At 66.5% G+C, this 13,992-nt stretch carries 6 protein-coding genes and 1 tRNA gene; all 7 read left to right on the forward strand.

What is annotated here, in order from left to right:
- Positions 1-215: 215 nt before the first annotated feature.
- Complete coding sequence (gene rpoB / locus ACPP3B_RS06970; protein WP_424858560.1) at positions 216-4,331, forward strand: DNA-directed RNA polymerase subunit beta; 4,116 nt, start codon at positions 216-218, stop codon at positions 4,329-4,331.
- Between the two features lie 28 nt (positions 4,332-4,359).
- Positions 4,360-8,559, forward strand: a complete 4,200-nt coding sequence (rpoC, locus tag ACPP3B_RS06975; protein WP_424858561.1) for a DNA-directed RNA polymerase subunit beta' — start codon at positions 4,360-4,362, stop codon at positions 8,557-8,559.
- Positions 8,543-9,940, forward strand: a complete 1,398-nt coding sequence (gene rsmB / locus ACPP3B_RS06980) for a 16S rRNA (cytosine(967)-C(5))-methyltransferase RsmB (RefSeq protein WP_424858562.1) — start codon at positions 8,543-8,545, stop codon at positions 9,938-9,940. Before rpoC ends, rsmB begins: the two co-directional genes overlap by 17 nt.
- Positions 9,897-10,598, forward strand: a complete 702-nt coding sequence (locus ACPP3B_RS06985; RefSeq protein ID WP_424858563.1) for a DUF4390 domain-containing protein — start codon at positions 9,897-9,899, stop codon at positions 10,596-10,598. The genes rsmB and ACPP3B_RS06985 overlap by 44 nt, the downstream gene beginning before the upstream one ends.
- On the forward strand, positions 10,595-12,898 hold the full coding sequence (locus ACPP3B_RS06990; protein ID WP_424858564.1) for an ATP-binding protein: 2,304 nt from the start codon (positions 10,595-10,597) through the stop codon (positions 12,896-12,898). The genes ACPP3B_RS06985 and ACPP3B_RS06990 overlap by 4 nt, the downstream gene beginning before the upstream one ends.
- A 9-nt stretch (positions 12,899-12,907) precedes the next feature.
- Positions 12,908-13,705, forward strand: coding sequence for a response regulator (locus ACPP3B_RS06995; RefSeq protein WP_424858565.1), 798 nt, complete (start codon positions 12,908-12,910; stop codon positions 13,703-13,705).
- Positions 13,706-13,743: 38 nt separating this feature from the next.
- Positions 13,744-13,819, forward strand: a tRNA-Phe gene (locus ACPP3B_RS07000).
- Positions 13,820-13,992 lie beyond the last annotated feature (173 nt).

Genomic DNA, 13,992 nt, shown 5'->3' on the forward strand with positions numbered 1-13,992 from the left:
CTTTGCCGCTTGCAGAGCACACGGCAAAACGGTCACATGGCCGACCGCTTTGCCGTGTCTTCTGACCCCGACTGCAGCAAGACCGCTTGGTTCGGGCCTGCGCGCCGCGCGTGGGCCGTCTGCCCAGAGACCGGTAGGGGCCGGTCGCCAAGAACCCCCAGGCGCGCACCCGCCGTGCGCCGTCAGTCGCCGCAGACCTCAAGCCCGGAGATCTCATGGCTCAATACTCCTACACCGAACGCAAGCGCATCCGCAAGAGCTTTGGCAGCCGCGACAGCGTGTTGGAAATCCCCTACCTGCTGCAGATGCAAAAGGACGCCTACACGGCGTTTCTGCAAGCCGACGTGCCGCCGCGCGAGCGCAAATCGGTCGGCCTGCAAGCCGCGTTCGAGTCGGCGTTTCCGATCGTGTCGCACAACGGCTATGTCGAGATGAAGTTCGTCGAATACACGCTGGGCAAGCCGGTGTTCGACGTGCGTGAATGCCAAACGCGCGGCCTGACGTATGCGTCGGCGGTGCGTGCGCGCGTGCAGCTCATCATCTACGACCGCGAGGCCTCCACGCCACAGTCCAAGGTGGTCAAAGAGGTCAAGGAGCAAGAGGTCTACATGGGCGAGGTGCCCCTGATGACCGACAAGGGCTCTTTCATCATCAACGGCACCGAGCGCGTCATCGTCAGCCAGTTGCACCGTTCGCCGGGGGTGTTTTTCGAGCACGACAAGGGCAAGACGCACAGCTCGGGCAAGCTGCTGTTCTCGGCCCGCATCATTCCCTACCGCGGCTCGTGGCTGGATTTCGAGTTCGACCCGAAGGATCTGCTGTACTTCCGCGTCGACCGCCGGCGCAAGATGCCGGTGACTATTCTGCTCAAGGCCATCGGCCTGACGCCGGAGGCGATCCTGGCCAATTTCTACGTCAACGACCACTTCCGTCTGATGGACAGCGGGGCGTTGATGGCCTTCGTGCCCGAGCGGCTCAAGGGCGAAGTGGCGCGCTTCGACATCACCGACGCCAACGGCCGCGTCGTGGTCGCCAAAGACAAGCGCATCACGGCGCGCCACGTGCGTGAGCTGGAGCAGGCGGGCACCACCCACATCAGCGTGCCCGAGGACTACCTCATCGGTCGGGTGGTGGCCAAAAATATCGTCGACCCCGACACCGGTGAGATCATCGCGCGCGCCAACGACGAGCTGACCGAAACCCTGCTCAAGAAGCTGCGCTCGGCCGGCATCCAGGAGCTGCCCTGCATCTACACCAACGAGCTGGACCAAGGGCCCTACATCAGCCAGACGCTGCGCATCGATGAAACGGCCGACGAATTTGCTGCCCGGGTGGCGATCTACCGCATGATGCGCCCCGGCGAGCCGCCGACCGAGGACGCGGTGCAGGCCCTGTTCCACCGCCTGTTCTACAACCCGGAGACGTACGACCTGTCGCGCGTGGGGCGCATGAAGTTCAACGCCCGCGTCGGCCGTGAGTCGTCCGAAGGCCCGATGGTCCTGACCAACGAGGACATCATGGCCGTGGTCAAGATCCTGGTGGACCTGCGCAACGGCAAGGGCGAGGTGGATGACATCGACCACCTGGGCAACCGCCGCGTACGCTGCGTGGGCGAACTGGCCGAAAACCAGTTCCGCACCGGGCTGGCGCGCATCGAAAAGGCGGTCAAGGAGCGGCTGGGCCAAGCGGAACAAGAGCCGCTGATGCCGCACGACCTGATCAACTCCAAGCCGATCTCGGCCGCGCTCAAGGAGTTTTTCGGCGCCAGCCAGCTGTCGCAGTTCATGGACCAGACCAACCCGCTGGCCGAGATCACGCACAAGCGGCGCGTCTCGGCCCTGGGCCCGGGTGGTCTGACGCGCGAGCGCGCCGGCTTCGAGGTGCGCGACGTGCACGTCACGCACTACGGTCGCGTGTGCCCGATCGAGACCCCCGAAGGCCCCAACATCGGCCTGATCAACTCGCTGGCGCTGTACGCGCGGCTGAACGAGTACGGCTTCATCGAGACGCCGTATCGCCGCGTGGTGGACGGCAAGGTGACCGACCAGATCGACTATCTGTCGGCCATCGAGGAGGGCAAGTACATCATCGCCCAGGCCAACGCCGAGCTGGACGAAGAAGGCCGCCTGGTCGGTGAGCTGGTGTCGGCACGCGAGAAGGGCGAATCGGTGCTGACCACGCCGGATCGCGTGCAGTACATGGACGTCTCGCCCGCGCAGATCGTCTCGGTGGCGGCCTCGCTCGTGCCGTTCCTGGAGCACGACGACGCCAACCGCGCGCTCATGGGCGCCAACATGTCGCGCCAGGCGGTGCCGGTGCTGCGGCCCGAGAAGCCCTTGGTTGGCACGGGCATCGAGCGTGTGGCCGCGATCGACTCGGGCACCGTCGTCACCGCCAAGCGCGGCGGCGTGGTGGACTACGTCGACGCCACCCGTATCGTCATCCGCGTCAACGACGACGAGGCGGTGGCGGGCGAAGTGGGCGTGGACATCTACAACCTGATCAAGTACCAGCGCTCCAACCAGAACACCAACATCCACCAGCGCCCCATCGTCAAGAAGGGCGAGCGCATCCACAAGGGCGCGGTGATCGCGGATGGCGCTTCCACCGATCTGGGCGAAATTTCGATCGGCCAGAACATGCTGATCGCCTTCATGCCCTGGAACGGCTACAACTTCGAGGACTCGATCCTGATCTCCGAGAAGGTGGTGGCCGAGGAGCGCTACACCAGCATCCACATCGAGGAGCTGGTGGTCATGGCGCGCGACACCAAACTGGGGCCGGAGGAAATCACGCGCGACATTCCGAATCTGTCCGAGCAGCAGCTCAACCGGCTGGACGAGTCGGGCATCATCTACGTCGGCGCCGAGGTGCAGCCCGGTGACGTGCTGGTGGGTAAAGTCACGCCCAAGGGCGAGACGACGCTCACGCCCGAGGAAAAGCTGCTGCGCGCGATCTTTGGCGAGAAAGCGTCCGACGTCAAGGACACCTCGCTGCGCGTGGAGCAGGGCTCGCAGGGCACCGTCATCGACGTGCAGGTCTTCACGCGCGAGGGCATCCAGCGTGACAAGCGGGCGCAGCAGATCATCGACGACGAGCTCAAGCGCTACCGCCTCGACCTCAACGACCAGTTGCGCATCGTCGAGGCCGACGCCTACGACCGGCTGGAGAAGCTGCTGGTGGGCAAAAAGGCCAATGGCGGCCCGAAGAAGCTGGCCAAGGGCACCGTCATCACACGCGAGTACCTGGCCGAGGTCGACAAACACCACTGGTTCGACATCCGCGTGGCCGACGACGACGTGGCCGCGCAGATGGAGTCGATCAAGAACGCGCTGGAGGCCACGCGCCACGGCTTCGACCAGGCCTTTGAAGAGAAGCGCCGCAAGCTCACCCAGGGCGACGAGCTGCCCGCGGGGGTGCTGAAGATGGTCAAGGTTTACCTGGCCGTCAAGCGCCGACTGCAGCCCGGCGACAAGATGGCCGGCCGCCACGGCAACAAGGGGGTGGTGTCGAAGATCGTGCCGGTGGAAGACATGCCCTACATGGCCGACGGCACGCCGGTGGATATCGTGCTCAACCCGCTGGGGGTGCCCTCGCGCATGAACATCGGGCAGGTGCTGGAGGTGCACCTGGGCTGGGCGGCCAAGGGGCTGGGCGAGCGCATCGGCGAGCTGCTGCAACGGCAAGCGGCGGTGGCCGAGATCCGCGCCTTCCTGGACAAGATCTACAACTCCACGGGCCGCAAGGAGAACCTCGACGAGCTGTCGGACGACGAAATCGTCGCCATGGCGCGCGAGCTGACCAAGGGGGTGCCGTTTGCCTCGCCCGTGTTCGACGGCGCCAGCGAAGAGCAGATTCGCGCCATGCTGCAGCTCGCCTACCCCGATGAGGTGGCCAAGGCCAAGGGCCTGACCGAGTCGCGCACGCAGGCGCAGCTGTACGACGGCCGCACCGGCGACCCGCTGGAGCGCAAGACCACGGTGGGCTACATGCACTACCTGAAGCTGCACCACTTGGTGGACGACAAGATGCACGCGCGCTCCACCGGCCCGTACTCGCTGGTTACGCAGCAGCCGCTGGGTGGCAAGGCGCAGTTCGGTGGCCAGCGCTTCGGCGAGATGGAAGTGTGGGCGCTGGAAGCCTACGGCGCGTCGTACGTGCTGCAGGAGATGCTCACCGTCAAGTCCGACGACGTGCAGGGCCGCACCAAGGTGTACGAAAGCATCGTCAAGGGCGAGCACGCGATCGATGCGGGCATGCCCGAATCGTTCAACGTGCTGGTCAAGGAAATCCGCTCGCTCGGTATCGACATCGAGCTGGAACGCAACTGAATAGAGCCCCCACCCGAGGACGCACGCCATGAAATCCTTGCTCGACCTGTTCAAGCAGTTCACGCCCGACGAGCACTTCGATGCCATCAAGATCGGTCTGGCCTCGCCGGAAAAAATCCGCTCTTGGTCGTTCGGTGAGGTGAAAAAGCCCGAGACCATCAACTACCGCACCTTCAAGCCGGAGCGCGACGGTCTGTTCTGTGCCAAGATCTTTGGCCCCATCAAAGATTACGAGTGCTTGTGTGGCAAGTACAAGCGCCTCAAGCACCGCGGCGTCATTTGCGAGAAGTGCGGCGTCGAAGTGACCCAGACCAAGGTGCGCCGCGAGCGCATGGGCCACATCGAGCTGGCCGCGCCGTGCGCGCACATCTGGTTCCTCAAGAGCCTGCCGTCGCGGCTGGGCCTGGTGCTCGATATGACGCTGCGCGACATCGAGCGCGTGCTGTATTTCGAGGCCTACGTGGTGGTCGACCCGGGTATGACGCCGCTGAAGAAGTTCAGCATCATGTCCGAGGACGACTACGACGCCAAGCGCCGCGAGTACGGTGACGAGTTCGTCGCCAAGATGGGCGCCGAAGGCATCAAAGAGCTGCTGCAGGCCATCGATTTGGACGCCGAAATCGAGAAACTGCGCAACGACCTGACCGGCTCCGAGATGAAGGTCAAGAAGAACGCCAAGCGCCTGAAGGTGCTGGAGGCGTTCAAGAAGTCGGGCATCAAGCCCGAGTGGATGATCCTGGAGGTGCTGCCGGTGTTGCCGCCGGACCTGCGCCCGCTGGTGCCGCTCGATGGCGGGCGCTTTGCGACGTCCGACCTCAACGACCTGTACCGCCGCGTCATCAACCGCAACAGCCGGCTCAAGCGCCTGCTGGAGCTCAAGGCGCCGGAGATCATCGCGCGCAACGAAAAGCGCATGCTGCAGGAAGCCGTGGACAGCCTGCTGGACAACGGCCGCCGCGGCAAGGCCATGACGGGCGCCAACAAGCGTGCCCTGAAGTCGCTGGCTGACATGATCAAGGGCAAGAGTGGCCGCTTCCGCCAGAACCTGCTGGGCAAGCGCGTCGACTACTCGGGCCGCTCGGTCATCGTGGTGGGCCCGACGCTCAAGCTGCACCAGTGCGGTTTGCCCAAGCTGATGGCACTCGAATTGTTCAAGCCGTTCATCTTCGCGCGGCTGGAGCAAATGGGCATCGCCACCACCATCAAGGCGGCCAAAAAAGAGGTCGAGGCGGGCACCCCCATCGTCTGGGACATCCTGGAAGACGTCATCAAAGAGCACCCGGTGCTGCTCAACCGTGCGCCGACGTTGCACCGCTTGGGCATCCAGGCGTTCGAGCCGGTGCTGATCGAAGGCAAGGCGATCCAGCTGCACCCGCTGGTGTGCGCGGCGTTCAACGCGGACTTCGACGGCGACCAGATGGCGGTGCACGTGCCGCTGTCGCTGGAAGCGCAGATGGAAGCGCGCGTGCTGATGCTGTCGTCCAACAACGTGCTCTTCCCTGCCAACGGCGAGCCCTCCATCGTGCCGTCGCAGGACGTGGTGCTGGGGCTGTACTACGCCACGCGCGAGCGCATCAACGGCAAGGGTGAGGGCATGGTCTTTGCCGACGTGGCCGAGGTGCAGCGCGCGTTGGACGCCGGTGTGGTGGAGCTGACCAGCCGGGTCAGCGTGCGCCTGACCGAGTGGCTCAAAAACAAGGAAACCGGCGAACTGGAGCCGGTGACCAAGCTGCGCGACACGACGGTGGGTCGTGCGCTGCTGTCGCAAATCCTGCCCAAGGGGTTGCCGTTCGAGCTCATCGACAAGCCGCTCAAGAAAAAAGAGATCTCCAAGCTCATCAATGCCTCGTTCCGCAAGTGCGGCCTGAAAGAGACGGTGGTGTTTGCCGACAAGCTGCTCCAAAACGGCTTCCGGCTGGCGACGCAAGCCGGCATCTCGATTTGCATCGATGACATGTTGGTGCCGGCCGAGAAGCAAGCCATCATCGAGCGGGCCGAGGCCGAGGTCAAGGAGATCGCGCAGCAGTACGCCTCGGGCTTGGTGACGGCAGGCGAGCGCTACAACAAGGTGGTCGATATCTGGGGCAAGGCCGGCGACGAGATCTCCAAGGTGATGATGGAGCACCTCAAGAAGGAGAAGGTCGTCGACCGCCACGGCAACGTGGTCGAGCAAGAGTCGTTCAACTCGATCTATATGATGGCCGACTCGGGCGCACGGGGTTCGGCGGCGCAGATTCGCCAGCTCGCCGGCATGCGTGGCCTCATGGCCAAGCCCGATGGCAGCATCATCGAGACGCCCATCACGGCCAACTTCCGCGAGGGGTTGAACGTGTTGCAGTACTTCATCTCGACGCACGGCGCGCGTAAAGGTCTGGCCGACACGGCGCTCAAGACTGCCAACTCGGGCTACCTCACGCGCCGTCTGGTGGACGTGACGCAGGACCTGGTGGTGACCGAGGAGGACTGCGGCACTACCAACGGCACGCTCATGCGCGCCATCGTCGAGGGTGGCGAGGTCATCGAGAGCCTGCGCGAGCGCATCTTGGGCCGCACCACGGCCGAAGACATCGTCGACCCCGAGACGCAGCGCGTGCTGGTGGCGGCGGGCCAGATGCTGGACGAGGACGCGGTGGACCTGATCGAGCAGGCTGGCATCGACGAGGTACGGGTGCGCACCGTGCTGACCTGTGACACGCGCTACGGCGTGTGCGCCAAGTGCTACGGGCGTGACCTGGGCCGCGGCGGTTTGGTCAACGTGGGTGAGGCCATCGGTGTCATCGCGGCGCAGTCGATCGGCGAGCCGGGCACGCAGCTGACGATGCGCACCTTCCACATCGGGGGCGCGGCGTCGCGCGCGGCGGTGGCCTCCAGCGTGGAAGCCAAGTCCAACGGCGTGGTCGGCTTCAACCCGACCATGCGCTACGTCACCAACGCCAAGGGCGAGCAGGTGGTGATCGCGCGCTCGGGTGAAATCATCATCCACGACGACAACGGCCGCGAGCGCGAGCGCCACAAAGTGCCGTATGGCGCGACGCTGGCCGTCAAGGCCGACCAGCGCATCACGGCCGGCACCATCCTAGCCAACTGGGATCCGCTGACGCGCCCCATCATCACCGAATTCGCCGGTGTGGTGAAGTTCGAAAACGTCGAAGAAGGCCTGACCGTGGCCAAGCAGGTCGATGAGGTCACAGGCTTGTCGACGCTGGTGGTCATCGACCCGAAGCGGCGCGGGGCCACCAAGGTCGTGCGGCCGCAGGTCAAGCTCATCGACGCCGAGGGCAAGGAGGTCAAGATCCCGGGCACCGACCACGCGGTGACGGTGACCTTCCCCGTGGGCGCGCTGATCCAGGTGCGCGACGGCCAGAGCATCCACCCCGGCGAGGTGCTGGCGCGCATCCCGGTCGAAGGGCAGAAGACGCGCGACATCACCGGCGGTCTGCCGCGCGTGGCCGAGCTGTTCGAGGCGCGCTCGCCGAAGGACAAGGGGATCCTCGCCGAGATCACCGGCACGGTGTCGTTCGGCAAGGAGACCAAGGGCAAGGTGCGCCTGCAGATCACCGACCCGGATGGCAAGGTCTGGGAGGAGCTGGTGCCCAAGGAAAAGAGCATCCTCGTGCACGAAGGCCAGGTGGTCAACAAGGGCGAGCTCATCGTCGACGGCCCGGCCGACCCGCAGGACATCCTGCGCCTGCTGGGCATCGAGGAGCTGTCGCGCTACATCGTCGATGAGGTGCAGGACGTCTACCGCCTGCAGGGCGTGAAGATCAACGACAAGCACATCGAAGTGATCGTGCGGCAGATGCTGCGCCGCGTCGAGGTGGACAACCCCGGCGACAGCCACTACATCGCCGGCGAGCAGGTCGAGCGCTCCGAGATCCTCAACACCAACGACGCACTGCGCGCCGAGGGCAAGACGCCGGCGACCTTCCGCAACCTGCTGCTGGGCATCACCAAGGCCTCGCTGTCGACCGACTCGTTCATCTCGGCCGCATCGTTCCAGGAGACGACGCGCGTGCTCACCGAAGCCGCCATCATGGGCAAGAAGGACGAGCTGCGCGGCCTGAAGGAGAACGTCATCGTCGGCCGCCTGATCCCGGCCGGCACCGGCATGGCGTTCCACGAGGCGCGCCGCGCCAAGGAGCGCATGGACGAGGAAGAGCGCCGCGCCATCGCCGAGGCGGACGCGCTGTCCGCGTCGCCGCTGGATGCGGATGCCGCCACCGAGTAAGGCTGGGCGGGCCGTGCGGTCGGCCCAGTCAGTGGTGCCGACATCGGTCCCTTTGTCGGCCCAGTTGGCCGTGGTGGCGCGCGCGATCGCCGCGGTGCGGCAGGGGCGCTCGCTCGCGGCCGTTTTGCCTCAGGTGCCTGCACCCCTGCGGCCAGGGGTGCAGGCGCTGGTGTTTGGGGCGTTGCGCCGCGGGGGCGAAACACAGGTGCTGCTGGGCTTGCTGGCCAAGCGGGCGCCACCCGCGCCGGTGGCTGGGTTGTTGGAGGCGGCGCTGGCCCTGCTTGTCGATGGGACAGGGTACGCCCCGCACACGGTGGTCGATCAAGCCGTGCGCGCCCTGACGCCGCTGCGCCAGCCGGCGTTGGCGGGCTTCGTCAACGCTTGCCTGCGTCGCTTCTTGCGCGAGCGTGAGGCGTTGCTCGCGCAAGCCCGTGCCACCCCGCTGGGTCGATGGAATCACCCCCCATGGTGGGTCGAGCGGCTGCAGCGGGACCACCCGCAGCGCTGGCGCGCCATCTTGGAGGCGGACGATCAGCCCGCGCCGATGGTGCTGCGTGTCAACCGGCGGCACGGCAGCCGCGACGCCTACCTCGCCCAGCTGGCGGCCCTGGACTGGGCGGCCGAGCCGATAGGCGAGGACGGCTTGGTTTTGGCCGAAGCCGTGCCGGTGGAGCGGCTACCCGGTTGGGCCGAAGGTGCCGTGTCGGTGCAGGACGGGGCCGCGCAGCTCGCCGCCCCACTGCTGTTGGGGGCGGGGTTGCCCGCGGGGGCGCGGGTCCTGGACGCTTGCGCTGCCCCCGGCGGCAAGAGCGCGCACCTGCTGGAGCGGGCCGACATCGAGCTGTGGGCGCTGGATGCCGATGCGGCGCGCATCGAGCGCGTCCGCGAAACGCTCGAACGGCTGCGCTTGCCCGCGGCAGGCTCGACCGTGACGGTGCGCGCGGCCGACGCGGGCAGCGTCGCCGACTGGTGGGATGGGCGGCCGTTCGATGCGATTTTGTTGGATGCGCCGTGCAGTGCCTCGGGCATCGTGCGCCGCCACCCGGATGTGCGCTGGCTGCGCCAGCCCGACGACGTCGATCGGCTCGCGGCGCAGCAGCGCCGGTTGCTGGACGCGCTGTGGCCGCTCTTGGCGCGTGGCGGGCGGCTGTTGTATGCCACCTGTTCGGTCTTTCGGGCCGAGGGCGCCGACGTGGCGGCCGACTTTGCCGCGCGCCATGCCGATGCGCGTGCACTGCCCGCACCAGGGCATCTCTTGCCGGGCCGCGTGGTGGCCGATGCGGCCGATGCAACGCCGGGCTTCGTATTCGGCCCTGCCATGGGCGACAATGCGCGCCGTGGCATGGACGGATTTTTCTACGCCTTGTGGGCCAAAGCCTGAGCCGCGTGGCGCACAAGCGCCCGCGCTGTACCGCCGCGCACTGCTGCGCGCAGCCGGGGGGCTGGTCGTGGCCAGTCTGGCGGCCTTGCCTGTCGTGGCGACATCGGCCCAGCGCGACGGCGCAGTCTGGCAGCTCGAGCGCGGTGCCGATGGCCTGTATTTGGACGCGCGCATCCCGCTGGAATTGCCCATAACCTTGCTCGATGCGCTGCAACGCGGGGTGCCGCTGCACTTTGTCTGGCGCGCCGAGCTGCGCCGTCCACGCTGGTACTGGACCGACCGCCACCTGGCGCGGGCGGTGCGCACGGTCCGCCTGGTCTTTCAGCCGCTGACCCAGCGCTGGCGCCTGAGCGTGCAAGAGAGTGACGCACCCGAAGGGGACACCGCCGCTCTCACGGCGCTGCACCGCAACCTGGACAGCCTGGACGAGGCGCTAGCGCTCGTGCGCCGCGTGCAGCGCTGGCGTGTCGCACCGTCCGAAGGGCTCAAAGGCGACGAACGGTTGGAGGTGGAATTTCGCCTCGATGTCCGCCAACTGCCGCGGCCCTTGCAGATCCTGCCCGGCGGGTCTGTCGAAGCACCCGTCTGGCGCACCGTGCTGGCCGTGCCGGCACCGGGTGACGTCGAATCTGCCGAGACGTCGGAGGCGCGCCCATGAGCGAGGCGCGCCAGCGCGACCTCCAGCGCGCGCGCCATCTGCGCTGGTTTTTGGCGCTGGCGCTGGTATTTATCCTGGGCGTGGGCCTGGTGTTGTTTTACCTGCTGACGCTGGCCACCGACCACCGCGCCGTCCGGCCCCAGACGTACACGCATTTGCTGGTGCTCAACCTGGGGGTGGCCGCCGTGTTGGCGGGCGTGCTCGTCTGGCTGGCACTGCGCCTGCTGATACGCTTGCGCCGACGGCGCTTTGGCAGCGTGCTGCTGCTCAAACTCGCGGCCATCTTTGGCTTGGTCGGCGTGGTGCCGGGTGCACTGATCTACCTGGTGTCGTACCAGTTCGTCAACCGGGCCATCGAAACCTGGTTCGATGCCCGGGTAGAGACGGCCTTGCGCGCCGGTCTCGAACTCGGGCGCACCGCGCTCGATACCGTGAGTGCCGACTGGGCGGCCAAGACGCGCACGCTGGCGGGCGCAATCGCCAACAGCTCTGACGGCGCCGCTGGTGTGATGCTCGAGGGGTGGCGCGAGCAACTGGGCGCCACCGACGTGGTGCTGTGGAACACCCAAGGGCGCGCGGTGGCCAGCGCGGGTGCGTCGCGCTTTCGGCTGGCGCCGGAGCGCCCATCGTCGACGCTGATGCGCCGGGCCCGCGCCGAGCGGGTGGTCACCTGGATCGAGGGCCTGGAGGAGCTGGAGAGCCTGCGCGACCCGCGCGAGGTGTTGGGGTTGCCGGCCGAGGCACTGCCGCGCGTGCGTGTGTTGGCCTATGTGCCCACTGGCAGCCTCTCGTTCGGTGTGGAGTCTCGGTACCTGGACGTGACCGCACCCATGCCGGCGGCATTGGTGGCCAACGCGCTGGCGGTACAGGCGGCCAACCGCGAATATCAGGAACGCGCGCTGGTGCGCGACGGTCTGCGCAGCATGTACCTGGGCACACTCACGCTGGCGCTGTTTCTGTCGGTTTTTGGTGCCGTGTTGCTGGCCGTGCTGCTGGGTAACCAGCTCGTGCGGCCGCTGCTGCTGCTGGCCGAGGGGATGCGTGACGTCGCCCGCGGCGACTTGGGGCCCAAGGTGGCCTTGCCCGCTCGCGACGAACTCGCGGGCTTGACACGTACCTTTGCCCACATGACGCAGGAGCTGGCCGACGCGCGCCAGGCGGTGCAATCGTCCATGCAACAAGTCGATGCGGCGCGCGCCAGCCTGCAAACGCTGCTGGACAACCTCACGGCGGGGGTCATCGTCATGGCGCCCGACGGTCGGCTGCGCAGCGCCAACCCCGGTGCGGCGCGCATCCTGCGCGTACCACTGGACGACTACCTGGGCCTGCCGCTGGACGCTGTGCCAGGGCTGCAGCCTTTCGGTGCCTGGGTACGGACGCAGTTCGCCCGTTTCGTCGCCGACGGTGAACCGACAGGCGAGGGCGCGCATTGGCAGCAACCCTACGAGCTGCAGCCCGATACTGACACACCCGCTGGGGGCGCGGTTCGCACCTTGGTCGTGCGCGGCGCCTTGCTGCCCGGTGGCGACTACCTGCTCGTGCTCGACGACGTCAGCGACCTCATCTCGGCGCAGCGGGCCCAGGCGTGGGGCGAGGTCGCGCGGCGCCTGGCGCACGAAATCAAAAATCCCCTCACACCGATTCAGCTGTCGGCCGAGAGACTCGCCCTCAAGCTCGAACCCCGACTGCAGGGCACCGACTTGGCCATGCTGCACAAGTCGGTCAAGACGATCGTCGATCAAGTCGAGGCGATGAAGCGGCTGGTCAACGAATTCCGCGACTACGCTCGGCTGCCCGCGGCCCAGCTCGCCCCTGTGGACCTCAACGCCTTGTTGCAGGACATCGTCACCCTGTACGAGTCGTCTGCCGTGCCGGTGCGGCTGGATCTCGATCCTGACTGCCCGCCGGTGCTGGCCGATGCCCAACAGGTGCGACAGGTGGTGCACAACCTGGTGCAAAACGCGCAGGACGCGAGCGCCACGGCTGCCAGTCAGGGAGTGATCACGCTACGCACGCGGCGCTCCGGCAGCGGCACATGGGTGCGGCTGTCGGTCATCGACGACGGGCCAGGATTTGCACAGACGATCCTGCAGCGCGCCTTCGAGCCCTACGTCACCACCAAGGCCAAGGGCACGGGTCTGGGGTTGGCGGTGGTGAAAAAGATCATGGACGAGCACGGTGGCCGGGTCGAACTGGTCAACCGGCGCGAGGGCGACACTATCGTCGGCGCGGAAGTGTCGCTATCATTCAGGGTTGCAAATACGCAACACTGGCAACAGGGGGCTCCCATCCAGGGGTGAGTGCAGACGATGGCAAACATTCTGGTCGTCGACGACGAGCTGGGTATCCGTGAACTGCTGTCCGAGATCCTGAACGACGAGGGACACACCGTCGAGTTGGCCGAAAACGCTGCGCAGGCGCGACAGTTTCGCCAGCGTGCCTGCCCCGACCTGGTGTTGCTAGATATCTGGATGCCCGACACCGACGGCGTCACCTTGCTCAAGGAGTGGGCGGCGTCTGGGTTGTTGACGATGCCCGTCATCATGATGAGCGGCCATGCCACGATCGATACTGCGGTCGAGGCCACCCGCATCGGGGCCATGGCCTTCCTCGAGAAACCCATCACACTGCAAAAGCTGCTGCAGGCGGTCGACAAAGGGTTGACCCGCGGTGCCATGGGCGGGCCCGCGCGCTCACAACCGGGCAACGGGGGCATCTCGCCGGTGCCGCCGGCGAACGGTGCCCCGGTACGCGCTGCCTTGGCCGCCGGTGGCAGCCCGAGTGCGGTGGGTGACGGGGGGGTGCGGCTGGTCGATCGCCCAGCAGGTGCGGCCGACGAAGGAGACACCCTAAACGGGATGGTACCGAAGGCTTGTGGGGTGGCGGTTCCCGTGGCAGGACTGGGCTGGCAGACGCTGGACCTGGATGCCCCCCTACGCGAAGCACGCGACGCCTTCGAGAAGGCGTACTTCGAGTTCCATCTGGCCAAGGAAAACGGCTCCATGACCCGTGTGGCCGAAAAAAGCGGGCTGGAGCGCACGCACCTGTACCGCAAACTCAAACAGCTGGGCGTCGACCTGTCGCGTGCCAAACGTTGCGCAGCCTGAAGTCGCGTCCCTGCTTGTGTTACAATGAGCACTTAGACGGCCCGGTAGCTCAGTTGGTAGAGCAGCGGACTGAAAATCCGCGTGTCGGTGGTTCGATTCCGCCCCAGGCCACCACCATTCAGCGCCCAACCCTCTCCGGTTGGGCCTTTTCGTGTGCGCCCGGCACGGGCGCACTCTTGTGGGTGAAAGTCCCACCGTAAGTTGATCACAGCGAACGAAGCGAAGCGCAACTGCATGAGGGCGACCGAGTGTGGGGAGGAAGCGTGGAGCGAAACTGCGAGCCGATG

The sequence above is a fragment of the Tepidimonas sp. HKU77 genome, from assembly GCF_049728535.1.
Lineage (GTDB): Bacteria > Pseudomonadota > Gammaproteobacteria > Burkholderiales > Burkholderiaceae_C > Tepidimonas.

Bases quoted from the DNA above. Each gene is read 5' to 3' on its own strand.
- ACPP3B_RS06995 (WP_424858565.1), top strand. From the start codon at position 12,908: ATGGCAAACATTCTGGTCGTCGACGACGAGCTGGGTATCCGTGAACTG.
- rpoB (WP_424858560.1), top strand. From the start codon at position 216: ATGGCTCAATACTCCTACACCGAACGCAAGCGCATCCGCAAGAGCTTT.
- ACPP3B_RS06990 (WP_424858564.1), top strand. From the start codon at position 10,595: ATGAGCGAGGCGCGCCAGCGCGACCTCCAGCGCGCGCGCCATCTGCGC.
- rpoC (WP_424858561.1), top strand. From the start codon at position 4,360: ATGAAATCCTTGCTCGACCTGTTCAAGCAGTTCACGCCCGACGAGCAC.
- rsmB (WP_424858562.1), top strand. From the start codon at position 8,543: ATGCCGCCACCGAGTAAGGCTGGGCGGGCCGTGCGGTCGGCCCAGTCA.